This is a genomic window from Bacillus sp. XB1, assembly GCF_053557995.1.
The window spans coordinates 66,034-89,650 of the sequence record NZ_JBNRIL010000005.1; the positions used below are offsets into that span (position 1 = coordinate 66,034).

23 protein-coding genes and 1 riboswitch are annotated in these 23,617 nt (G+C 34.5%); of the genes, 14 read left to right on the forward strand and 9 right to left on the reverse strand.

What is annotated here, in order from left to right; all coding sequences use genetic code 11:
• Nucleotides 1-7 precede the first annotated feature (7 nt).
• Entirely contained in the window at nucleotides 8-571 is a 564-nt protein-coding gene (gene ahpC, locus ACK1U5_RS24455; RefSeq protein WP_000924420.1) for an alkyl hydroperoxide reductase subunit C, read from the reverse strand.
• A gap of 591 nt (nucleotides 572-1,162) precedes the next feature.
• Between ahpC and mtnK the strand changes: the two genes are divergently transcribed.
• From mtnK to ACK1U5_RS24470, 3 genes are read left to right on the forward strand one after another with little or no spacing between them, the layout of a single operon-like run.
• Entirely contained in the window at nucleotides 1,163-2,392 is a 1,230-nt protein-coding gene (mtnK, locus tag ACK1U5_RS24460; RefSeq protein WP_044584083.1) for an S-methyl-5-thioribose kinase, read from the forward strand.
• A 9-nt stretch (nucleotides 2,393-2,401) separates the two neighbouring features.
• Complete coding sequence (mtnA, locus tag ACK1U5_RS24465; protein WP_069605445.1) at nucleotides 2,402-3,448, forward strand: S-methyl-5-thioribose-1-phosphate isomerase; 1,047 nt, start codon at nucleotides 2,402-2,404, stop codon at nucleotides 3,446-3,448.
• A gap of 53 nt (nucleotides 3,449-3,501) precedes the next feature.
• A complete protein-coding gene (locus ACK1U5_RS24470) occupies nucleotides 3,502-4,143 on the forward strand; it encodes an L-fuculose-phosphate aldolase (protein WP_000926558.1) in 642 nt (213 codons plus the stop codon).
• Nucleotides 4,144-4,187: 44 nt separating this feature from the next.
• Here the strand turns inward: ACK1U5_RS24470 and ACK1U5_RS24475 are convergent, their stop codons facing one another.
• Genes ACK1U5_RS24475 through ACK1U5_RS24485 form a run of 3 tightly spaced genes read right to left on the reverse strand, consistent with a single transcriptional unit; the run spans nucleotide 4,188 to nucleotide 7,201 of the window.
• A complete protein-coding gene (locus ACK1U5_RS24475; protein WP_048567392.1) occupies nucleotides 4,188-5,195 on the reverse strand; it encodes a FecCD family ABC transporter permease in 1,008 nt (335 codons plus the stop codon).
• Nucleotides 5,192-6,232, reverse strand: a complete 1,041-nt coding sequence (locus ACK1U5_RS24480) for a FecCD family ABC transporter permease (RefSeq protein WP_001998969.1) — start codon at nucleotides 6,230-6,232, stop codon at nucleotides 5,192-5,194. The genes ACK1U5_RS24475 and ACK1U5_RS24480 overlap by 4 nt, the downstream gene beginning before the upstream one ends.
• A 48-nt stretch (nucleotides 6,233-6,280) precedes the next feature.
• The gene (locus ACK1U5_RS24485) at nucleotides 6,281-7,201 is read right to left on the reverse strand and encodes an iron-hydroxamate ABC transporter substrate-binding protein (RefSeq protein ID WP_000732591.1); all 921 of its coding nucleotides are present in this window, start codon (nucleotides 7,199-7,201) and stop codon (nucleotides 6,281-6,283) included.
• Nucleotides 7,202-7,534: 333 nt separating this feature from the next.
• On the opposite strand from ACK1U5_RS24485, the gene ACK1U5_RS24490 reads away from it, so the two are divergent.
• Nucleotides 7,535-8,584 (forward strand): NAD(P)/FAD-dependent oxidoreductase, encoded by a 1,050-nt coding sequence (locus ACK1U5_RS24490; protein WP_069605446.1) that lies wholly within the window; start codon nucleotides 7,535-7,537, stop codon nucleotides 8,582-8,584.
• Nucleotides 8,585-8,779: 195 nt separating this feature from the next.
• Here the strand turns inward: ACK1U5_RS24490 and ACK1U5_RS24495 are convergent, their stop codons facing one another.
• On the reverse strand, nucleotides 8,780-9,148 hold the full coding sequence (locus ACK1U5_RS24495) for a hypothetical protein (protein ID WP_000235475.1): 369 nt from the start codon (nucleotides 9,146-9,148) through the stop codon (nucleotides 8,780-8,782).
• A gap of 181 nt (nucleotides 9,149-9,329) precedes the next feature.
• Here ACK1U5_RS24495 and ACK1U5_RS24500 point away from each other — a divergent pair, with 181 nt between their 5' ends.
• The 7 genes from ACK1U5_RS24500 (at nucleotide 9,330) to ACK1U5_RS24530 (ending at nucleotide 15,104) form a co-directional block, all read left to right on the forward strand.
• Nucleotides 9,330-9,569, forward strand: coding sequence for a helix-turn-helix domain-containing protein (locus ACK1U5_RS24500; RefSeq protein ID WP_001998970.1), 240 nt, complete (start codon nucleotides 9,330-9,332; stop codon nucleotides 9,567-9,569).
• A gap of 235 nt (nucleotides 9,570-9,804) precedes the next feature.
• Complete coding sequence (locus ACK1U5_RS24505; protein ID WP_069605447.1) at nucleotides 9,805-10,326, forward strand: spore coat protein; 522 nt, start codon at nucleotides 9,805-9,807, stop codon at nucleotides 10,324-10,326.
• Nucleotides 10,327-10,346: 20 nt separating this feature from the next.
• Complete coding sequence (locus tag ACK1U5_RS24510) at nucleotides 10,347-10,796, forward strand: hypothetical protein (protein WP_000443836.1); 450 nt, start codon at nucleotides 10,347-10,349, stop codon at nucleotides 10,794-10,796.
• 161 nt (nucleotides 10,797-10,957) lie between these two features.
• Nucleotides 10,958-11,626 (forward strand): hypothetical protein, encoded by a 669-nt coding sequence (locus ACK1U5_RS24515; protein WP_001004268.1) that lies wholly within the window; start codon nucleotides 10,958-10,960, stop codon nucleotides 11,624-11,626.
• A 239-nt stretch (nucleotides 11,627-11,865) separates the two neighbouring features.
• A complete protein-coding gene (locus tag ACK1U5_RS24520) occupies nucleotides 11,866-13,131 on the forward strand; it encodes an S-adenosylmethionine decarboxylase related protein (RefSeq protein WP_069605448.1) in 1,266 nt (421 codons plus the stop codon).
• 137 nt (nucleotides 13,132-13,268) lie between these two features.
• Entirely contained in the window at nucleotides 13,269-14,495 is a 1,227-nt protein-coding gene (locus tag ACK1U5_RS24525) for an ATP-binding protein (protein ID WP_001046106.1), read from the forward strand.
• Between the two features lie 228 nt (nucleotides 14,496-14,723).
• Entirely contained in the window at nucleotides 14,724-15,104 is a 381-nt protein-coding gene (locus ACK1U5_RS24530) for a hypothetical protein (protein WP_000424119.1), read from the forward strand.
• 27 nt (nucleotides 15,105-15,131) lie between these two features.
• On the opposite strand, the gene ACK1U5_RS24535 is transcribed toward ACK1U5_RS24530, so the two are convergent.
• On the reverse strand, nucleotides 15,132-15,764 hold the full coding sequence (locus ACK1U5_RS24535) for a cyclase family protein (protein ID WP_000862982.1): 633 nt from the start codon (nucleotides 15,762-15,764) through the stop codon (nucleotides 15,132-15,134).
• An 85-nt stretch (nucleotides 15,765-15,849) separates the two neighbouring features.
• Nucleotides 15,850-15,962, reverse strand: a riboswitch (SAM riboswitch).
• 148 nt (nucleotides 15,963-16,110) lie between these two features.
• Here ACK1U5_RS24535 and ACK1U5_RS24540 point away from each other — a divergent pair.
• Nucleotides 16,111-17,220: a PRK06851 family protein gene (locus ACK1U5_RS24540; RefSeq protein WP_000147488.1), complete on the forward strand. Its 1,110-nt coding sequence runs from the start codon at nucleotides 16,111-16,113 to the stop codon at nucleotides 17,218-17,220.
• A 111-nt stretch (nucleotides 17,221-17,331) separates the two neighbouring features.
• Nucleotides 17,332-18,114, forward strand: a complete 783-nt coding sequence (locus ACK1U5_RS24545; RefSeq protein ID WP_001208233.1) for a nucleotidyltransferase domain-containing protein — start codon at nucleotides 17,332-17,334, stop codon at nucleotides 18,112-18,114.
• A 13-nt stretch (nucleotides 18,115-18,127) separates the two neighbouring features.
• On the opposite strand, the gene ACK1U5_RS24550 is transcribed toward ACK1U5_RS24545, so the two are convergent.
• The gene (locus tag ACK1U5_RS24550; RefSeq protein ID WP_001183092.1) at nucleotides 18,128-19,429 is read right to left on the reverse strand and encodes an MFS transporter; all 1,302 of its coding nucleotides are present in this window, start codon (nucleotides 19,427-19,429) and stop codon (nucleotides 18,128-18,130) included.
• 143 nt (nucleotides 19,430-19,572) lie between these two features.
• Complete coding sequence (locus tag ACK1U5_RS24555) at nucleotides 19,573-21,099, reverse strand: FAD-dependent oxidoreductase (protein ID WP_000199992.1); 1,527 nt, start codon at nucleotides 21,097-21,099, stop codon at nucleotides 19,573-19,575.
• Nucleotides 21,100-21,680: 581 nt separating this feature from the next.
• Between ACK1U5_RS24555 and ACK1U5_RS24560 the strand changes: the two genes are divergently transcribed.
• Nucleotides 21,681-22,766: a fatty acid desaturase family protein gene (locus tag ACK1U5_RS24560; protein ID WP_000661226.1), complete on the forward strand. Its 1,086-nt coding sequence runs from the start codon at nucleotides 21,681-21,683 to the stop codon at nucleotides 22,764-22,766.
• 53 nt (nucleotides 22,767-22,819) lie between these two features.
• Here the strand turns inward: ACK1U5_RS24560 and ACK1U5_RS24565 are convergent, their stop codons facing one another.
• Entirely contained in the window at nucleotides 22,820-23,575 is a 756-nt protein-coding gene (locus ACK1U5_RS24565; protein WP_002004337.1) for an amino acid ABC transporter permease, read from the reverse strand.
• Nucleotides 23,576-23,617 lie beyond the last annotated feature (42 nt).

Sequence of the window (23,617 nt, forward strand, 5' to 3'; positions counted from 1 at the left end):
GAACTCCTTAGATTTTGCCTACAAGGTCAAGGCTTGGTTTAAGTGTTGCAGAACCCTCTTGCCATTTAGCTGGGCAAACTTCACCTGGGTTGTTACGTACGTATTGAGCAGCTTTAATTTTGTTAACAAGAATGCTTGCGTCACGGCCGATACCGTCAGCATTGATTTCCATAGATTGGATAACGCCGTCTGGATCGATGATGAATGTACCACGAGCAGCAAGACCTTCTTCTTCCATTAAAACGTTGAAGTTTGTAGTGATTGTGCGAGTTGGGTCACCAATCATGATGTACTCGATTTTGCCGATAGTTTCTGAGCTATCATGCCATGCTTTGTGAGTGAAGTGAGTGTCTGTAGATACAGAGTATACTTCAACGCCTAAGTCTTTTAGAGTTGCGTATTGGTTTTGTAAGTCTTCAAGTTCAGTTGGGCAAACGAATGTGAAGTCAGCTGGGTAGAAACAAACTACACTCCATTTTCCTTTTAAACTTTCGTCAGTAACTTGGATAAATTCTCCATTATGGTAAGCATTAGCTTTAAACGGTTTTACTTCTGTGCCGATTAATAACATATTAAAATTCCTCCTAAATGTTGGTTTTGAGCATCAAAAAATAGTGTGCTCATAAAATATATTTTTTAATTAACTATAATAATTCTAATTCGATATTAATTATCATATAGAAGTGGTTATTTTGTCAAGAGAATAAACCAACTTTATACCGATTTAATTAATATTTATTCTCAATTAAGGCTAACAGGGAATGGAAAGGTAACTTTAAGTTTATAAATTTTCAATGATTGTTTGAAAGAGTAGTGTGTATGTTAGAGATATGGTGTAAGTGTAAATTCTTAGGAAGGAAATATTTCTTAGAAGTTATATATTTGAAAAGGAACTGCTTATTTCTATTTTACAAAGAATTGTGCGATAAATAAAATAAAATGAATCGAAATCTTTTTGAACAATTTTTGTCATCTCAAATATATAATTAGGAAGTATATTACGCTGATAGTTAGAAATATTGACTCAAAGTGCTAACGAGATATAATAAAACCTAGATATACCTTTCAAAAAGAAGAATACATATTTATAGGATGAAAAAATTCAACCTATTATTTTTTATAGCTTTTAGAAAACGCTTACAATTGGTGTGGAGGGGAAACCATGTCTAAGTTCACAAAGTATTTTTTAATGGAAGCTAAAGATGTGATTGCATATGTGAAAGAGAAATTATCTAAGTTTGAACATGCAAAGGGGCTAAAGTGTAAAGAAATAGGTGATGGCAATTTAAATTATGTGTTCCGCGTTTGGGATGAAAAAGAGAACATCTCTGTCATCGTAAAGCAAGCTGGGGATACAGCTCGCATTTCAGATGAGTTTAAGTTGTCGACGAATCGTATTCGCATAGAATCAGATGTTTTGCAGTTAGAGGATGAGTTAGCACCTGGACTTGTTCCTAAGGTGTATTTATTTGATAGTGTGATGAACTGTTGCGTAATGGAAGATTTATCGGATCACACAATATTACGTACAGCACTTATAAATCATCAAATATTTCCGCAGCTTGCTGACGACTTAACTACTTTTATGGTAAATACACTTTTATTAACATCTGATGTTGTAATGAATCATAAAGAGAAGAAGGAACTTGTGAAGAATTATATAAATCCTGAATTATGTGAGATTACAGAGGACCTCGTATATTCAGAACCATTTACAAATCATAATAAGCGTAATGAGTTATTTCCTTTAAATGAGGGATGGATTAGGGAGCATATTTATAGTGATAAAGAGCTTCGTATGGAAGTAGCGAAACGTAAATTTTCTTTTATGACGAATGCACAGGCATTGCTTCATGGTGATTTACATACTGGTTCTGTTTTTGTAAGAGATGATTCTACAAAGGTTATTGATCCTGAGTTTGCTTTTTATGGACCTATGGGATATGACGTTGGGAATGTAATGGCGAATTTAATGTTTGCTTGGGTGAATGCAGATGCAACGATGCCACCTGGAGCTGAGAAAGATACGTATATGGATTGGTTACAAACTACGATGGTAGAGGTAATTGATTTATTTAAGAAGAAGTTTTTAGATGGTTGGGATATTCATGTGACCGAGATTATGGCGAAGGAAGAAGGCTTTAACGAAGTATATTTACAATCTGTATTAGAGGATACAGCTGCAGTGACAGGTCTTGAATTAATCCGCCGTATTGTTGGATTAGCGAAAGTAAAAGATATTACTTGTATTGAGAATGAGGAAGCACGTGCTAGAGCGGAGCGAATTTGTCTTAAAGTAGCGAAGAGTTTTATTTTACGAGCGAATCAATATAGAACAGGTACAAGTTTTGTAGAAACGTTAAAAGAACAGTCAATGCACTACGCGGAGTAAGGGGAGAATATGATGGAAGAGCAATTAATACCAATTCAGTGGAAAGATGATACTTTAGTTTTGTTAGATCAAACGTTATTACCGAATGAAATTGTCTATGAATCATTTAAAACAGCTGAAAGTGTGTGGGATGCCATTCAAGTAATGAAAGTACGAGGTGCACCAGCGATTGGTGTTTCAGCAGCTTATGGAGTGTATTTAGGGGTAAAGGAATTTGCTGAAAGTACGGAAGAAGGATTTATGGATGAAGTAAGAAAGGTATGTACATACTTGGAGACATCAAGACCGACTGCAGTAAATTTATTTTGGGCACTTGAAAGAATGGAAAGTGTAGCGGCAGATAATATTCATTTATCAATCTCACAGTTGAAAGATAGATTACTAGAAGAGGCAAAAGAAATTCATAGAGAAGATGAAGAAATTAACCGTCAAATTGGAGAACATGCATTAACATTATTCCATGATGGAATGGGAGTATTAACACATTGTAATGCTGGTGCGTTAGCGACGACTAAGTATGGTACTGCGACGGCTCCAATGTACTTAGCAAAAGAAAAAGGATGGGACTTAAAAATCTTTTCGGATGAAACACGTCCAAGATTACAAGGGTCAACGTTAACGGCATTAGAACTACAGCGAGCGGGAATTGATGTTACTGTCATTACGGATAATATGGCAGCTATGGTCATGTCACAAGGGAAGATTGACGCTGTAATTGTTGGATGCGACCGTGTGGCAGCGAACGGTGATATAGCAAATAAAATTGGAACATTAGGCGTATCTATTTTAGCGAAATACTACAACATTCCGTTTTATGTAGCAGCGCCAACGCCGACAATCGACTTGAAAACACCGACAGGAAAAGAAATTCCCATCGAGGAAAGAGATGCTTTTGAAGTGATTAATCGCTTCGGACAATATTCTGCTCCGAAAGAAAGTAAAGTATATAATCCAGCATTTGATGTTACTCCACATGAAAATGTAACAGCGATTATTACAGAAAAAGGGATTGTAAAGGCACCGTTTACGGAGAATTTAAAAAAGCTATTTCAATAAATAGATAAATATAAAAGTCAGTCATCGTAAGCTTCATACTTAGGGGGATGTATATGTTATTACAAAAAGAAAGAGAAGAAATTGTAGCGTATGGAAAGAAAATGATTTCTAGTGGTTTAACAAAGGGAACGGGCGGTAATATTAGTATCTTTAATCGTGAACAAGGTCTTGTTGCGATTAGCCCAAGTGGTTTAGAGTATTATGAAACAAAGCCTGAAGATGTGGTTATATTAAACTTAGATGGTGAAGTAGTAGAAGGAGAGAGAAAACCATCAAGTGAATTAGATATGCACCTTATTTACTATAGGAAGCGTGAAGATATAAATGCGCTTGTGCATACACATTCTCCTTACGCGAAGACGATTGCGTCATTAGGATGGGAGCTTCCGGCTGTGTCATATTTAATTGCTTTTGCAGGTCCGAATGTGCGCTGTGCACCGTATGAAACATTTGGTACGAAGCAATTAGCAGAGGCTGCTTTTGAAGGCATGATTGATCGCCGTGCTGTTTTACTTGCGAATCACGGTTTAATTGCAGGTGCAAATAATATAAAAATGGCATTTACTGTTGCGGAAGAAATTGAGTTTTGTGCACAAATTTATTATCAAACGAAAAGCGTCGGAGAACCGAAGTTATTGCCAGAAGATGAGATGGAGAATTTGGCGAAGAAGTTTGAAGGATATGGGCAGCAGTAGAATGAAACAAAGACACCCTCAAGAAAAAATCTTGAGGGTGTCTTTTAAGCTTTTTTAAGCAACAAATACATAAAGTAAGGAGCCCCAATTAAAGCAACGACAATACCTGCTGGGATGCCATTAGGATCAACGATATTTCTTCCAATTGTATCTGCTAATAATAATAGCCATCCGCCGATTAAAAGGGCGATAGGCATGAAGATTTGATGTCTTGGACCTACTAAAGATTTCGCGATATGAGGAGCCATTAATCCGATAAAGCTAATTCCTCCTGTTACGGAAACAGCTGCAGCTGCAAGTGCAACGGCTGCAACTAATAAGTATCTGCGTTCTTTTTCAATTTCAATTCCAACGCCGATTGCGACTGGTTCGTTTAATGCTAAAATGTTTAATCGATTTGCTTTATAGAAAATAAATGGAATGAATACGATTAACCATGGGAGCATTGCTAAAACAAAGATCCAGTCATCTCCCCAAATATTTCCGGCAATCCATTTTGAAATAAAGTCTACTTTCATACGATCTGCGGATGAGATAAGGACAATCATCGTTCCAGATAGTGCAAATGCAAAACCGATACCGGTTAATGTTAATCGGATTGGCTGAAGTCCAGTTGATTTACTATATGAAAATACGTAAATTAGAACAGCTGTCAGAAATGCTCCGATAAATCCAACTACAGGTAGTAAGTAGAGAAATGAACCTACATCTATTGGAAAGTATAAAAAGAAAATAGCGACAGCAACACCGGCCCCAGAGTTAATACCAAGAATACCAGGTTCAGCTAAATCATTTCGGGTAATTCCTTGCAGAATAGCCCCTGATAAAGCAAGAGCCATACCAGCTAATAATGTAATGACAATTCTAGGTAGCCTTAAAGAGTATAAAACGAAATCCTCTTTAAAAGTCCCTTGCCCCATTAATGTTGGGAGTAGTCGATCATAAGATAAAGATGCTGAACCAAGTCCCATTCCAACTACAATGGTTATGATGATTACTATAAGTAAAGCGAGTATAATGAGACGCTGTTTTCTTAAAATAGATTGCATCATGAGAATGTTTTTCCTCCTTTACGTACAATGAATAGGAAGAATGGTAACCCTACAATCGCGACAATTGCTGCAACTGGTGTTTCGTATGGAGCGTTAATAGTACGTCCGATTGTATCTGCAAGTAGCATAAAGGAAGCTCCAGCAATTGCTGACATCGGTATAACAAATCGGTAATCTGGACCGACAATTGGGCGTACCATGTGAGGTACCATTAAGCCGATAAATGCCATATTTCCAACAAGCGCTACAGATGCACCTGCAAGTAAGATAATAATGATAAATAAAATAGTTTTAATAACAATAATTTTTTGACCTAGTCCAATAGCCACTTCCTCACTGAAACTAAGAACTGTCAATTTTTTTGCTAGTAAGATAGCGATAAAGATACTAATTGAAATGACTGGAATAATAATTTTTAATTGGTTCCAAGTTGTTCCAATTACGCCACCAGCAGTCCAAAGTGATACATCTTGTGAAATTTTAAAGTAAATGCCGATTCCTTCTGAAATTGCGAGTAGAAATGCTGAAACTGCAGCGCCCGCTAATACAATTCGAAGAGGAGAAAGGCCGCCTTTTTTCACCATACCAATTCCAAATACCATAATTGCGCCAATTGCAGCACCGATAAAGCAAGCTAATGTTAAGTAAAGATAGCTGATGGAAGGGTTGAAAGCAAGTGTCAGTGCAAGCGCAGCATTTGCTCCACCAGATAGTCCTAATAATCCAGGATCCGCAAGTGGATTTCGTGTTAATCCTTGCATAATTGCTCCAGAAACAGCAAGTCCAGCTCCTACAAAAATAGCAGCAACTTCACGTGGTAAACGTATTTCTCGAATAATAGATATTTTGTCTCCTTTAGCGGAGGAAGTGAGTGCTGACCATACATCTTTTATCGAAGTATCTGCAGCACCTAATACCATTGCAACCATAAAAATAAGAAAGAATGCAATTAAGCTTAAAATAAGTTTGTATGTAAAAGCTATAGAACGTGGATTGTCATGATCTTTTGTCATTCGTTTCACATCTTTTCTGTTCATAGAATAAAGGAAGAGGAATTCTTAAATTAAGAATTCCTCATGTTTGTATTATTTACCAAGAAAGCTCTTCTTGAAGAAGTCTAGTTGGAAATCTAATGTAAGTGGATCATTGAAATAGAATTCCATCATGTTTGCTTCATATACGCGATTATTTTTTACTGCTGGGATGTTTTTATATGATTCTGTCTCTTGGAATGAGTTATCAGTATCTTTATTTTTACTTACGATTAAGTAATCACCAGCAAATTCAGGTAATACCTCAGTAGATAATGCGTAGTAACCTTCTTTTAATGCTTTTTCTTTTACTTTTTCAGGCATTTTTAATTTCATTTCTTGGTACAGAATTTCTGTTCCGCGGCCCCAGTTCTCGCCGTATACATAAAGCTGTTTGTTGAAGTTTTCTACAACAGAAACTGTAGCATCTTCACCGATTTTTGCTTTAATTTCTTTACCAGCTTCTTGTGCACGTTTCTTGAAGTCATCAACCCAAGTTTTTGCTTCTTTTTCTTTGTTTAATAATTTACCGATTTCTAAATGCTGTGTTAAGTAATCAACTTTTCCGTAAGTGTATGTTACAGTAGGCGCGATTTTCTTTAACTTATCGACATTTTTAATATTTGATAAACCGATGATTAAATCTGGATTTAGTTCAGCGATTTTTTCAACATTTTCATCTGATACTTCAGCAACATCTTTAAGTTTGCTATCAAAACGTGGGTTTTGTTTAGACCATGAATCTACCCCAACAAGATTTACTCCTAATGACATTACGTTACCAGCGAATGATGATAATACAACAACGCGTTTTGGATTTGCAGGAACCTCTACTTTTTTACCATCTTCAGATTGGTATGTAATTGTTTCTGATTTGCTACCTTTTGCATCGTCCTTTTTGTCTGTAGAGCTATTGCTACAAGCACTCATAACAAGAACGAAAAGAACTGTTAGTGAAATAAATAACTTTTTCATCGTCTTTCTCCTTTAACATAGATGATATGTGTATACAATAATTTGTTTAACTGTAATCTTTTTGAAATAGTAGTGGTAATGCAAAATAATTTATTAAAAATCTTGAATATGAGATTTTATAATATAGTAATAACCATATTAATGAAAGAAGATGTAATCTCAAATTTGCTAATTATTAACAAAATGATAATGATTATCACTATTGATTCTTTAAATAATATAATTTTATATAGGTGTATTGTCAATAGTAATTTTGATTGTAAATTTTGCGGAAACAGGTTATATTTTATTGAGAATGATAATCAATGATTAATAGCTGAGGAGTGAGCACGAATGAAACGAGAAGAATTGTTTGATGTAACCGTGATAGGCGGAGGACCTGCAGGGCTTTATTCAGCTTTTTATAGTGGACTCAGAGAAATGAAAACGAAAATAATAGAATTTCAACCACATTTAGGTGGAAAAATACATGTGTATCCGGAAAAGATGATTTGGGATGTAGGAGGACTATTACCAGTTACAGGTGATAAGTTAATTGAACAACTTGTACAGCAAGGGTTAACATTTAAGCCAGAAGTTGTATTAGATACAAAAGTAGAATCGATTATTCGTAATCAAGATGGTACTTTTACATTAAAAACAAGTACTGGCGAAGAACACTTTTCAAAAACAGTTATCGTCGCAACAGGAAGTGGTATATTGAAACCGCAAAAGTTATCTATTGAAGGTGCTGAGCGATTTGAAGTATCGAATTTAAATTATACAGTTAAATCTTTAAAGCGTTTCAAAGGTAAAACAGTTATTATTTCCGGTGGAGGCAATTCTGCTGTTGATTGGGCAAATGAATTGGAACCAATTGCGAAAAAAGTGTATGTAACGTATAGAAAAGAAGAATTATCTGGTCATGAAGCACAAGTAAAACAACTTATGAACAGCTCGGCGGAGTGTTTCTTTAATACATCGATTACAAAATTAATTGCTGGTGATAATCATGAAGCAATCGAATATGTAGAATTAACAAATCATGAAACAGGTGAGGTTTCTCATTTACCTATTGATGAAGTTATTATTAATCATGGATATGAACGCGACATTACATTATTAGAAAATAGTGAGTTAGACGTTGCAATTATAGATAATTATTATATTGCAGGTAATGCAAATAGTGAGTCTTCAGTAGATGGATTATATGCTGCTGGAGATATTTTAAAGCACGAAGGGAAACTACACTTAATTGCAGGTGCATTCCAAGATGCGGGAAATGCTGTGAATAAAGCAAAACAATTTATCCAACCAGATGCAAGTGAGTATGGAATGGTTTCTTCTCATAATGAAGTATTTAAGAAGAGAAATCGCGAACTGATTAAGCAGATGATGAAATAATAAGGAACAAGTATACCCCCACGTATTTCTCTATTCAAATGGATGAGAGATGTACGTGGGGGTTTTCCTGTTTACTATATTTTCTATCATTATAATGACACCGGTTTCATCAGTTCATATGATATGAACATTTTATTGGTAAAGCATCCTAGAAAACAATTTAGCTATGTTTTGCTTACGCAGAACATGGCTAAATTACGCTGTCCCTTTAGCGCGTTCATTAGGAAATGGCATATTTAGTATAGAAGCAATATACTGTTTTCCATGCATTCGAGCTAATGATTCTAATATTTGGCGAACACGTTTTGTAAGATGACCTTGTTTTTTGATGGCTTCACAATATGCGTCATAGAAGGCATATTTAGCCCAAAGGAAATCATCTTGTTGGAATAAGAAGTGATTTTTGTACCATTCACCAATTGTATGATAACAATTGTTTTCATGTATTGCTGTGCTTTGAGAAAGAAAACGATCAGATAAAGATACATTCAAATGAGAAATTGTGTTTTCTGTTTCAACTTGTAGTGTTTTTTCTAACATTGTAATGATGTGACGAGTAGCCATATGTTAACTCTCCTTTGTGTAAATGGGTAATACCATTCTATATTTAAAAAATTCTTACTATATAATACTATACAATATATGGAATGCATCTACCTGCTTTTTGAACTGCATTTACAAAATCTTTTTTATTTGTTTACAAAAATAAAGTAAGATACAGTATAGATGAAAAAATAATAAAGGAATGAACGCATTGTATATAACAGTAGAAGAGACTGCGGAGTATTTGAATTTACCAAAATCGTATATTGAAGAGTTAATTCAGCAAAAGAAAATTCGTGCGCTATTCGATGGAGAGCAATATTTAGTAAATAAAGAACAATTTAATACACATTTAGAACAAATGGAGAAATATAAGCAATTAGTGGAAGAAATATTGAACGAACCAATTCCAGAAGATATGGATGTTAAAGACGAAGATTAAACTATGGAAAATCCCTTATGAAGATATGCAGAAATGTATATTCATAAGGGATTTTTTGTTTGAAGATATCAAAAACATAAGGAGTTCTTAGCCTTTCTTCAAATTTTGATAGGTAGTAGTCTACCATGTTAAAAGCATATTTTTTTCTAGCTAGGACAAACATAGAGAACGTAACCTGTACAGATACATATACTATCAGTGCAAAAGCTTATAAATTAATGGAAGGGGTTTTCTCGTGAGTTTATTTCATTGTGATTTTCTGAAAGACTTAATTGGATCTTTTGTGAGAGTAAACAGGGGTGGTCCAGAATCTCAAAAAGGGACAATAGTCGCTGTATGTTCGGATTACTTTGTATTAAAGAATGAAAAAGGAGAGCTCTATTACTATCAGATTCGTCATCTGAAAAGTATTACAAAAAATGCGAAAGATTGTAAAGCAGATGATTGCAGATGGTTGGAATGTGAATGTGAAGATGACTTTGAAAAGTTACTTCAAAGCTTCAAATATTGCTGGGTGAAAATTAATCGTGGTGGCCCAGAGAAAGTTGAAGGTATTTTACAAGATGTTTCTTGTGAATTTGTGACACTAATTGTAAAAGAAGAAGTTATATTAGTTGCAGTATCTCATATTAAGAGTGTAACAGTACCTTGTAGAGAGAGCGAAGAAAGCGAAAGTGAAAGCGAAAGTGAAAGCGAAAGTGAAAATAATAATTCAGGTCGAGCTCGCGCACAAAGACAGTCAAGAAGAGGAAGATAATAAGAAAGGAGGATATAAATTTGGAAAGTATATTATGCTGTGAACAAATTAAAGGCTTAGTCGGTGAGACTGTAAAAGTAAATCTTCGTGGACCAGAGAGTCGAGTGGGGGTACTTGTATCGTTAGGAAGAGATTACCTTACATTACAACTTCCTCTTGGTGAATTAGTATATTACCAATTGAAACATGTGAAAAGTCTAGTTAAGAAAGTGAAAGAAAGTAAATGTGGCGATGGCTATGTTTCATGTTTCTGCTCTGATGATGATACTTTTGTCGATGTATTACGTGACTTGAAGTATAAGTGGGTAAAGATTAATCGTGGCGGCCCAGAGTGTGTAGAAGGCTTGTTAAGTGAAGTGCATGAAGAATGTATTACGCTAGTAAATGGTGATGAAGTTATTTATATCATTAATTATCATATTAAGAGTGTGAGTCAAGTAGTGAAATGTAAAAAGAATGAAGATGAATAATGTTTAATAAATAAGAGGGGCATTATGAGGGAAAGAGAAGAACAATTTCTTATTTCGATAGTATGAAAAGGAATTACTTACTATTAAGACAGAACATTGCCCTGATTATTTTTTTGAAACGGAAGATAGGAAAGCTGAAATTCATAGGAAGGAGGATATAGATGAATGAGTTAAACAAAAGTATTGGGGAAAATATATATGTTAAATTAATCGGTGAAAAAAGGTTTAAAGGTATATTAATAGACGTAGGAAATGACATTATTGTTCTTTACAATGGACAAGACTATGTATATATATCTTTATATCATGTACAATACTATAAATTTTTAAGACCACACGACGAAGACATACTAAAACCAGATGTTGATTCTGTAATTAAGAGGGAATCCCCTTCAATTTCTTTGAGAAAAGTATTAAGTACTTCTAAAGGGATTTTTACAGAAGTTTATGTAGCAGGAAATGCTCCAATACATGGTTATGTTACAAGTGTGATGAACGACTATATTGTTTTTTATAGTCCGGTTTATAAAACGGTATATATATCTTTAAAGCATTTAAAATGGTTAATTCCGTATAAAGAAAACCAAGTACCGTATGCCCTCAATAAAAATGAACTCCCCGTAAATCCGTTAAATATTACATTAGCTAGAACATTTGAAGAACAGCTTATTAAAATGACTGGGAAAATTATGGTGTTTGATTTAGGTGAGGAGTCCAATAAAATTGGAAAAATGGCGAAAATTGATGAAGGTCATATTGAAATATCAAAAGCACGTGATGCAAAAATGTATGTGAATATTCAACATGTAAAATCCGTCCATTGTCCGTAGATTAGTTGGAAGGGCTGACTTTTTCTTTTATATGCAGAAGAAAAGGTCGAGCCTATTTGTTTTAGTTTAATTTGAAGATGAGGGGAAAAATGAATTGAATATAAACATAGTATAGTGTGATTTTTTAAAAGGTAACTTTGCACTAACTTATAAAAATTGTGTACGAGCTATCTTTTTATGTATTCAATTTATTTTTTGAGGAGGAGTTGCTCAACTAATTTATTAAAGGGGTTTTGTTCGTGGAGCAGTTTCCGAATTCGTTATCAATTACATTGCTTGGTAGTGCTGGTGGAGCAGCAAAAGCAGTTTTAGCAATTTTAAATCAAGCGATAGCAAATGAAAAAGATCCAATTTATAAAGTATTAAAGAATGCCAAATTTCATTTAGTGGATATAAAACAAAAAGATAGGACTTATTATGATGAGTTGTTTTCGAATTTGAAAGGTCAATTATATTTATATGAGATAAACCTTCAAAATGTAGTGGAATTTAAACAACATTTAAAAGAAAAAAGTACGAGTGTTGTGATTGATGTTTCAGGGGCAGATACAGTTAGAGTATTAAGATGCTGTAATGAATTAGGAATTTGTTATATTAATTCAGCCTTGGAAAATGAAGCAGTAGATCAGGACGACAGCTTAATCGGCTTTCAGCTTACGGAAAGATATACAAGGTTTGAGAAGGAGAAAGAGAAATTTACAAATACAAAAGCGATTATAGGTTCAGGTATGAATCCAGGTGTTGTTCAATGGATGGTTGTTGAGCTTATGAAGGAACGACCAAATGAAAGGCCAAGAGCATGTTATATTGTAGAACATGACACGTCGTTTTTGCATGATACAGCACTTATAAAGCCACATACACTTTATGCTTCATGGGCAGTAGAGCGATTTTTAGATGAAGCAATCTGGAGTTATCCGATGTATATGAGTCATCATCGGCCTCTTTACTTTTATGAAGATGTATATGCTTCAGAGTATAAAGTGAAGTTAGGAGAAAAAGAATTCTATGGTTGTTTAATGCCACATGAGGAAGTATTAATTTTAGGGAAAAACTTCAATATGGAAGTTGGTTTTCTTTACCGAATTAATGAGTATACAACAAATATAATTAGACAGAACTTAGATCAAGTAGAAGATTTATGGAACTGGAATCGTAAAGTGTTTAATCCAGCGGAAGAAGAGGTTGCTGGAGAGGACTTGGTCGGTGTGTTACTCGTTTATGAAAATAGTGAGACATATATGTATAATGTAATGAATAGTAGCCAAGTTTTTCGTAAATATAAAACGAATGCAACGTATTTTCAGGTAGGGTGCGGAATTTATGCGGGCTTGTCTAGTTTACTTTTAGATCAATTTGAACAAGGTGCTTATTACGTCGAGGAGTTGTTATTAAATACAGAAAGTAAGTACGGTGAGTATTTAAATTTATATATGAAGGATTTTGTAATAGGGCATAATAATTTTACTGATGGATTGTTACATGATAGGGTAAGGTGGATATAAGTTGTTACTAAAAGGAAGGAGAGATCTCCTTCCTTTTAGTATTATAAGGTTAAATATTGCCCTGAAAGCAATTTCATACTTATACTTTAAGGAGATAACAATGAAAGTTTTTTGTATCGATCAAGGGGAGTTTTTATATGAACAAATACAAGAGCTTGATTTATGAAGAAAGAAGAGCCTTAAAGGTATTTATATTATTATTTTATATTATATTCTTTTTATATGACGCTATATATTATTTTGTATATCCTGCTATGAATATTAGTGGAACAGCGGTAGGGTGGCCAGAAGGTAGTCTTGGGATAGGTGTGCCTATATTTGTAATAGCATTATTTCCTATTTCTATATATCTTCAAAAAAGAGGGTATGTATATTCTGTAAAATATTTATTTTTATTTGGATACATGTTTATCAATCTTGTTAATAATTTAATGATTTATTTGCGAACGGATAGACCTTTTGAACATGGTAGTATGGTAGAAATGCTGTTAATTTTATTTGCCCCAGTTTTCGTGAATAGAAAATACTTTTATTTAGTTTCCTTTAGTGTAATTGGAAAGTACGTATTTTTCACATTGCTATTACAAGATTTAAAAGTGATAATTCCACTTGTTTTATGTGTATTTTATTTCATTATTTCACATTCTTTATTAAAACGATTTCAATCTTATGTAAGAACAGTGGTTGAAATGATGAACAATATGAAAGAGACGGAAAATTTAGCTGTGATTGGGACTATGTCTACAACAATTGCCCATGAAATTCGAAATCCACTAACAGCGTTAAAAGGGTTTACGCAAATGCAAAAAGAAAGAAATCCAACTGATACGATGAGCTACGACATTATGCTACAAGAAATTGAAAGGGTTAATGGATTTGTTAGTGAATTGATGTTGTTAGGGAAACCAAAGCCAACAAATTATGAAAGGTGTAATATACGAGACACCCTTCTATATGTTGTGCATCTAATGGAAAGTTATGCAACGCAATATAGAGTTAAATGTAATTTACAAGTAGATGGAAATCTACCGGCTATAAACGGTGATGATAAGCAATTAAAACAAGTGTTATTAAATATCATTAAAAATGGAATAGAATCAATGCCAGAGGGTGGAGAAATTCATATCCGTGCATATCAAAAAACGCAAGGACATTTGTGTATTTCTGTTGAAGACCAAGGATGTGGTATAGAGAATGAGAAGTTAGAAAAAATCGGCAAGGCGTTTTACACAACAAAGGAGAATGGTACAGGACTTGGATTAATGATTACATATAAAATTATTAAGGAACATCAAGGGAGTATCACGATCCAAAGTAGTCTAGGAGTAGGAACGAAAGTAGAAATTTTTCTGCCGACCGTTTAATGTATTTGAGAAAAGATTTTTCAGAAAAGTGTTCTTGTTGTGTAAATATAAACATTTTATAAAATGTTTCAAGAAGGGTTTTTTTTATAAAATACTTCGTTTATAATGGAGGAAAATATCGACATGAGATTGATTGCTCATGTAACGGTTCAGTAGTGTTATGAAAAGATAAGAAGGGGTGCACGCGCATCCTTTTTTCTATGCAGATATTATGAAAGAGGTGGTATGATGGAATTAACATTAAATTCGACTGTATGTTTACACACGATTCAATTTCGAAAAGAGCAAAAGAATTATACTGTAAAAGACACAATTACAGGAGAAAAGTATGAAATGCCGCCACTTTGGATTGATGCATTGGCAATGATGCGTGACGGTTTTTTATTGGGGGAAATTGAGGAGAAATTAAAAGAAGAGTATCCATCCGAAGAAGTGAATATGTTAGCATTCACGAAGCAACTGTTAGAACTAGAACTTGTTGAAATGGTAGATGGGGAAGAAATAGCTTGTACAAAGAAGAAAGAGAAGGATTATTTAGCTTGGTTACGTCCTCATGTTGAGCAATTCTTTCTTAATTTAAATAAAAAAAATAGAAGCAAAGGTCAATGATGATCTTTGCTTTTTTGTATAGTTTGTTTAAAAAATTACAGCAAATGCTCTTGCAAAAGCACCGTCGCTATCTTTAATTTTTAAAGGTGCTGCTGAGAAGAAGAAACGTTTCGTGTGAATGGCATCTAAGTTTGTTAAGTTTTCGATTAAATAAATATTATTCCCAAGTAGTATGTGATGAATTGGTGATGTTGCTGTCGTTACCTCATCAGGAGAAATAAAATCTAAACCGACAGATTTTACTTTTAATTGTACTAGTTCCTCGGCTAATTCTTCAGAAAGATAAAAAGCTTCTTTCTCATACGCCTCCGTGTTCCATTTAGTAGATAGATTGGAATGGAAAATAACAATATCTCCTTCTTTTATATCAGCATCGTGCAGTACTTCTTTAGGTAGTTTTCGTTCTTGTACATGAGTTACATCAATAAGAACAGCTTCACCTACAAATTGATCCAGCGGTAATTGATCGATGGTCGTTGCGCCTGAAATAAAATGCGCAGGAGCATCACAATGCGTGCCAACATGAACGACAGAATGAAAATCTGTAACTTGATAGCCTGATTCTTCAACACTTGTAACAGCTTCTAGTTGTATTTTAGGTGTTCCAGGAAATTGAGACATATTATTTTCAAATGTTTGCGATAAATCAATTACTTTCATTTTACATACCTCCAATATATGTTTTTCAAATAATAAAAAGCTCATCCTTCAGTATCAAGAAAGATGAGCTTTACATGCTAATTGAGTTTTATCTTCCAAAATGCAATGCATTTTGCAGGAATTAGCACCTATTCAGTTCGTATAAACTGAGGTTGCTGGGCTTCAAAGGGCCAGTCCCTCTGCCTCTCTTGATAAAGAAGTATTCAGTTTCGGAATCTTAATTTTCTGATAGTTAAATTGTAATTCATTTCCTTTTTATGTGCAATACAAAATAGGTATTCACCCAAATAAAGCCGCTCGCATATTGTAGCTTATGTAAATAGAATGCTGCGAAGGAGTGAGTGCAGTGACAGGAAATGTATTAAATTATTATGCTGGTGGTAATACAGCTAGGGGATTTCACAATTTATACGAAGAGAATTTAAAAGGATTAGACAGATTATTTATCTTAAAGGGTGGTCCAGGAACGGGAAAATCTTCTTTAATAAAGGCAATAGGTCGTGAATGGGTTGGAAAAGGATATGATATTGAATTTTTACATTGTTCTTCTGACAATAAATCGGTTGATGGTGTAATTATCCCACAATTAAAAGTAGGAATTGTTGATGGGACATCACCGCATGTTATTGAGCCAAAAATGCCAGGAGTTGTTGAAGAGTATATAAATTTAGGAATTGCTTGGGACTCAGATAAACTAAGAAAGCAGAAGTTAGAAATTGAAAGATTTGTTTCAGAAGCAAGCAAAGCTTTTCAGTCTGCTTACGCACGTTTTAAAGAGGCATTGGTTATACATGATGAGTGGGAGAAGATATATATTGATAATATAAATTTTAATAAAGCAAATGAACTAACCGATCAGCTAATCCAGAAATTATTTGCAGATAAAAGCGGGAGACAATCGCTTGTCAAACATCGTTTTTTAGGAGCTGCAACACCGAAAGGAGCAGTTGACTTTGTTCCTAATTTAACAGAAGGGTTACCACATCGTTATTTTATAAAAGGCCGCCCAGGCTCTGGAAAATCAACGATGCTCAAAAAGTTAGCTAAGGCAGCTGAAGAAAAAGGATTTGAAGTTGAAGTATATCATTGCGGATTTGACCCGCATAGTCTTGATATGGTTATCGTAAGAGAATTAGGCTTTGCAATTTTTGATAGCACCGCACCGCATGAATATTTTCCAAGTCGTGAGGGTGATGAAATTATTGATATGTATGCCCTTATTGTTACGCCAGGGACTGATGAGAAATATGCGAAGGAAATTCGTGATGTTTCCATTCAGTATAAAGCAAAAATGAATGAGGCAATGTCTTTCTTAGCGAAAGCAAAATCGGTTCGTGATAAATTAGAACGAATTTATATTGCTGCTATGGATTTTTCAATAGTAGATGCATATAAAGAGGAGATTCAAAAAGAGTTTGAACGAATTGCTGCTACTGTAATCGAAAAGCAACAATAGAAGTTTTATTAGGCTGTCAGTAATTTCTGACAGTTTTTTTAGTATGTAGTAAAATTAATAGTGTATTGTCGAATTTCCAAGGAAATAATCAAAAAATGGAGATGTTATGAAATGAGAGAGAAAATCGAGTTGGAGTTAGAAAGAATTGAAAAAGAGAATGATGTAAAAATTTTATTTGCGGTGGAATCAGGGAGTCGTGCTTGGGGATTTCCATCGAAAGATAGCGATTATGATGTTAGGTTTGTTTATATACATCCGGTAGAATGGTATTTATCAATTCATGACAAACGTGATGTAATTGAATATCCAATTAGTGATGATTTAGATATAAGTGGTTGGGATATTAAAAAGGCGTTGCAACTATTCGCGAAGTCGAACCCAGCTTTACTTGAGTGGATTCGATCACCAATTTTTTATTCGAAAAACTCTAATTTTCCAGAACTACTTCAACAGATGAGTGAGAAGAATTTTGATCCAAAAGCAACGATATATCATTATTTACATATGGCGTCGAAAAATTATCGTGAATTTTTGCAAGGTGAGAATGTAAAGCTGAAAAAGTACTTTTATGTATTACGTCCTATTTTAGCTTGTAAGTGGCTAGAAGAGAAAGCAACTTTACCACCTGTAGAATTTGATCGATTGATTACAGAATTACCATTAGAACGTAGTGTGTTAGATGAGATTGAAAAGTTGTTAATAAAGAAAAAAGCAGGTACTGAATTAGATGTTGGATTGAAAATTAAGGTGCTAAATCAATTTTTAGAAGAACAAATTCATTACTATGGGCAATATGTAAAAGGAATTGAAAAGGGATCAGGGATCGATATTGAAATTTTAAATACACTATTTCGAGACATGCTGTTTGGAGCATATGAAAAAGAGCACAAGTAAGTTTGTGCTCTTTTTATTTTGTAGGAATGAAGAAAACAGATATAGCTGCGATAAGACCTGCAAAGGAGAATAAGTAAAAATTCCATGCTAAGTCATATTGCATTGTCATAATAATACCGATGAGAATAGGGCCAGCAATTGCACCAACTCGGCCAAGTCCCAGTCCCCAGCCTAAGGAGGTAGCTCGGATATGTGATGGGAAGTATTGTGTTACATATGCATTTAATATTTGAGTAATACCGACCGATCCAATACCAGCAAGGCCAATTAAAAGATAAATGATTGTAACAGATGGCTTAATTGTTAATAGTCCGATACATATGGCTGCCATAAGATAAGAGATGCTAATAACAATTTTTGCGCCTATACGATCAGCAATTGCTCCAGCGAATAACGCACCAACAGCTGCGGTAATATTTAGCATAAGTAGAAAAGACAGACTAGATCCAAGAGGATATCCCGCCTGGCGCATCATCTGTGGTAACCAAGTATTTAAACCGTATATTAAAAACATTCCCATTATATAAGTGATCCAAAAAAGTAGTGTTGCTTTTATGTATTCTTTTGAGAATAAAGTAAAAAATCCATTTTTCTTTCGTATAGTGGATGGAGCTTGATGAGTTTTATTTTTTACATGAAATTCAATTTGAAAACGATTAAGAATTTGGTTCACTTCTTCTTGGCGATTACGTGATAATAAAAATTGAATGGACTCAGGTAAATAGCGAATAATGAAAGGAATGAGGAGTAGTGGAATCATTCCGATACCAAACATAATTCTCCATCCGAAATCTTCTAACATAAACATAGACAAAATAGCACCTAATACGATACCTAAAGGATAGCCAGTAAACATAAGAGCATAAATAAAAGATTGCCTTTTTTTTGGTGAATATTCAACAGTAAGTGCTGAAGCCGTTGGGATAACACCGCCTAATCCGATTCCTCCTATAAATCGAGATAATCCAAATAACTCAGGAGAAGAAGCGATAGCCGCTAAACCCATTGTGATAGAAAAAAGTGCTAAACAGCATATAAGCGTCCATTTACGCCCAATTAGATCTGTAATCGTTCCAACTAGAATAGCCCCAATAAACATCCCAAATAAAGCATAGCTTGCAATTGTACCAGCGTGCGCTGGTGATAGCGCCCAGCTTTTGTCTTCTAGGAGCTTTGGTAGAACGGCACCGTAAATACCTAAATCATATCCATCAGCTAAAATGGCTAGCCAACAAATAAAAACAACAAGTTTTGTAATAGAGCTTGAAAAGATAGTTTCTGTAGATTCTAGATGAGGTGGAGCTGAAGGTTGCATAATATTCACCCCTTTTAATTTGTAGATGAATATATTATTTTATTTAATGTTAATATTTCCCTCCCTGTGTCGAAATTTATCTGAAAAGATTTTATAACAAATAAAGAAGTTCAACCGTAATTCTGTTGAACTTCTTTATTTGTTTACTCATTATCAACTCGTTTTAACGGTTGATCTGCTGGGCCTTCAAGAACGTCTCCCTCAATTGAAAAACGAGAACCATGGCAAGGGCAATCCCAAGTACAATCACCATTATTCCATTCAACTTCACAGCCGAGATGTGTACAAGTTGTATCGACGATATGTAATTTTCCTTCTTTGTCCTTATAAGCACCTGCTCGTTTACCGTTAACATGTACGACAGATCCTTCACCAACTTCGAGATCTTCTGGCTTACGTAATGCGGTTTCAATCTTACCTTCAATTAAATGTTTCGCAACATCAATGTTTTGGGAGAGGAACGTTTTTATATCTGGATTTGCATGGAAGCGTGATGGTGCATACAGTTCTTTATAGGGACTGTGGACTTTTAGGATGGAGTCCTTCAGTAGGTGAGCGGCAGCAGTTCCAGTTGTCATGCCCCATTTGCGATATCCAGTTGCAACAAAGATATTTGGATTTCTTTCGTTAATATGTCCGATATAAGGAAGCTTATCTAGAGTGATTAAATCTTGTGCTGACCATCTATAAGGAACTTCGTCTATTCCAAAAGTTGCTTCAGCAAAAGAATAAAGTGCTTCGTAATGAAGCATCGTATTTATTCCTTGTCCTGTTTTATGACTCTCTCCGCCAATCAAAATTAATTTTTCTCCATTGTTTGTTATATAGCGTAAGGAGCGCTTTGGATCATCAATACTTAAATACATGCCACCTGGATAATCCGTTTTTGCTTTTATTGCAAGAGCGTAGGAGCGTTCTGCGTACATTCGCGTAAAGAAAAAGCTATTTGCATCATAAAAAGGAAAATGTGAACAAGAGACGACATATTCACAAGTGATATGATGGCCCTCTTTTGTAATTATTTGTGGATGATCTCCCTTTTCCACATCCATAGCTGTTGTTTGTTCGTAGAGCTTTCCGCCCATCTCCACAAACTTTTCTAAAAGTGTTTTTAAATAAAGAAGGGGATGGAATTGTGCTTGATTTTTCATTATAAGCGCAGATTGTACTGGAATAGGAATCGATAGAGATTGAACATAGTCACAAGGTATATTTAATTTTTGATAAGCTTCATATTCTTTCGATAAATTTCTTAATCCGTTATCGGTAGTTGTATATAAATATGAATCTTCATTTGAGAAATTACAGTCGATTTTATATGTTTGAACAGTTTCATTTATGAATTGTAGAGCCTGATTATTTGATTCATAGTAAAGCCCGGCCTTTTCTACACCGAAATGGTTTATTAATTCATCATAAATAAGATCATGTTGTGCTGTTACTTTCGCTGTTGTATGCCCAGTCGTTCCGTTTAAAATACGACCAGAATCAATTAAAACAACATCGATGCCTTCTTTTGCAAGTAAATAGGCAGTAGTAATACCTGTAATACCAGCACCGATAATAGCAACTTTTGTCTTTATATTTTCGGATAAACGAGGGAAAGTAGGAAGCTGAGTAGATTCAATCCAATAAGATAGCGGCAGTTGTGGAAATGTATCACTTGTCATTGCGGAAACCTCCTGATTTTAGAACAATTTTCCTTTTAATATTTCCATATTATATGAAATTTATGTGTGTTGTTTTAGAAGTAGTCTATTTTTATTAAAAGAGGTTATAAATTATTTTAATATAATTAATTAGGTGGGGCATTATGAAGTAGTGGGATTTATATAAAACTAAATTCAAGTGATTCTGTTTGTTGATTACATAGGGAGTTATTGAATGAGATAGAGTCTATGGCTTTTAAGAAAATGTCTATATATAGTGGGTAAATCCTTATGGAATCTATACATTTTCTTTAGTGAAATAAAGTATGATTATAAAAATATAACCACCTTTTATTACTAGGTCATAAAAGGTGTTGACAATATAGAAATTCTATTGTTATGATTCATCATGTGGAAAGGTTGATAGAGAGTAAAAAGAGAAATGTTTTTCATTGATAATAAAAGCGAAAAATAAGTGACGATAGAGTGAGTATATTTTCCTTATAATAGATGCTTTTTGGATCATCTAGTAAAATCAATCTGGAAGCAAGAATTGATATATGTAAGTTGCGCAAGGCGCGGCATAAGAAAGGAGCAAAAGGATGAAGGAGCTTCATACGTTTGGGTGGTATGCAGCACGTGTATCACCACATTTGCCGAAAAAAGCATTTAAACCAGTGCCTACTCGTTTATTTGGTGGACTGGCTTATTTGCTTGTGGCATTGGCGGGGTTAATATCGATTGGTGTATTTGAATTGAATGTGTGGGCGAATCTAGGAATTGCGATTGTTCTTGGATTATGTTTTGCTTCACTTGGATTTTTAGGGCATGAAATTTTACATGGAACTGTTGTAAGAAAGGCATGGCTTCGTGACTTCTTAGGCGCGATTGCATTTATGCCATTATCAACAGGGCCAAAGCTTTGGAGAAAGTGGCATAATGCAACGCATCATGTTCATACACAGCATGAAGAGAATGATCCGGATGCATGGCCGACACTTGAGAAACTTAAGAAGAGTAAGTTTTTGAGTTGGGTATATCGTATGCCTTTACATGTACGTTCATTCTTTAGTTTTCTGTCACTAACAATTCAATTTACATTGCATTCGACTCGAATGTTCTTTCATTTTATAAAAGAGTTCAAGTCATCCAATCAAAAATCTGTATGGCTTCAACTTCTTTTGCCTTGGACAGTTTGGATTAGTTTATTGTTTATTATGGGACCTGGAAAATGGTTATTTGCATATGTCATTCCGTTGTTAATTGCTAACTTTATTGTAATGGCATATATCGCAACAAATCACCGCTTAAATCCAATTGTTCCAGTAAATGATCCGTTAGCAAACTGTTTGTCAGTAACAGTGCCGCGCTGGGTAGACGTTTTACATTTCAATTTCTCATATCATACAGAACATCATCTGTTTCCTGCTATGAGTTCTAAATACTATCCGTTAGTAAAAGAGAAGATTAAAGAAATGTGGCCGGAACGCTATCATGAGATGCCGATGACAAAAGCTTTGGCAGCGCTATGGAATACACCACGTGTGTATTATCAAGGAAGTGAATTAGTGGATCCGCATAGAGAGCATTTCTATGGTTCTTTAGGAAATGGACTAGATCCTCATAATATTTCATATCGTGAGGAACATATAGAGGAAGAAAAGAGTATTAAAAAAGTAAATCAGTAAAAATTAATATATTTTTGCAATGAAAAAGCAAGCCATCTCAGGCTTGCTTTTTCTTATAAAGAAACTTCCTTTTTGTTCTTTTTATGGAATTGGACGGAGTTAGTTTCTTTTCGTTGTAGTCGTTTTTCTAAGAGATTAACAAAATAAGTAAATAGAAGAACAAGTACGAGATAGTATACACCAACGATTATGTAAGTATCTAATTGTTGGAAGTTACCTGCTGCAATTGATAAACCTGATCCCCATAACTCGGACAGTCCTACGTAAGCGACAAGTGAAGAGTCTTTTAATCCGATAATAAATTGGTTTCCTAGAGGAGGAAGAGACAGACGAAATGCTTGTGGTAATATAATCCGGCGCATAGCTAAAGGGTAAGGCATACCTAAGGAGCGAGCGGCTTCCAATTGTCCCCGGTCGACGGATTGAATGGATCCTCGGAAAATTTCCGTAATATATGCACCGTTATGAATTGCTAAAGCGATTGCTCCTGCCCAAAAAGGGGAGAAAACAATGACAGATGTAATGCCAAAATAGAGAATTGCGATTTGAACGATTAAAGGTGTACCACGAATAATAGCAATATAGATATGAGCAATGCTATTTAAAACTTTGTTATTCGAGATTCGAAAGAAAGCAAATAATAATCCAATTAATGAACCGAGTACTAGGGAGGTTAATGTTAATTGTAATGTGACAATAGTAGCTTTTAAGAGTGTGGGATAGGTAGAGATAAAAATTTCAAACATGCGTTTCACCTCATATTGTATAGATTTTAGTAGAGAATGAAATGCCCCACATAAAATGAACATTTAATCAGTGGGGCACTGTTTATGAATCTTTTGAATGGCTAA